2 pseudogenes are annotated in these 357 nt (G+C 32.2%); both read left to right on the forward strand.

The features are described 5' to 3' along the window. Positions 1 to 105: pseudogene (locus NG904_RS16725) on the forward strand (sulfide/dihydroorotate dehydrogenase-like FAD/NAD-binding protein); the annotation flags it as partial. 2 nt (positions 106 to 107) lie between these two features. Further along, a pseudogene (locus tag NG904_RS16730) lies at positions 108 to 329 on the forward strand (dihydropyrimidine dehydrogenase); the annotation flags it as partial. Between the last annotated feature and the right edge of the window lie 28 nt (positions 330 to 357).

Genomic DNA, 357 nt, shown 5'->3' on the forward strand with positions numbered 1-357 from the left:
AGAAGACAAGCTATGTATAAAACAGAAGAAGGTAAAGCTAAACTAGCATTAGAAGAAGGTAATACGCATAGTCATGGTGGCTGTGGTTGCAGAGGTGATAAGTAATAATGGATATGAAAGAGAGAATGGTAAGAGTACCTGTAAGAGAACAAAATCCAAAAGTTAGAGCAACAAATTTTGAAGAAGTTTGTTTAGGATACAATGAAGAAGAAGCGTTTAAAAACGCTTTAAGACGTTTTAATGGAAAAACTCCAAACTTTACAGAAGGCTGTCCAGTATCTATTAATATTTCAGGATTTAATTCACATGTTAAAGAAGGTAACTATGAATAAGCATTATCAGAAGTTTTTAAGTATA

Origin of the sequence: Clostridium sp. ZBS15 (genome assembly GCF_023845705.1) — a bacterium.
GTDB lineage: Bacteria > Bacillota > Clostridia > Clostridiales > Clostridiaceae > Clostridium > Clostridium aquiflavi.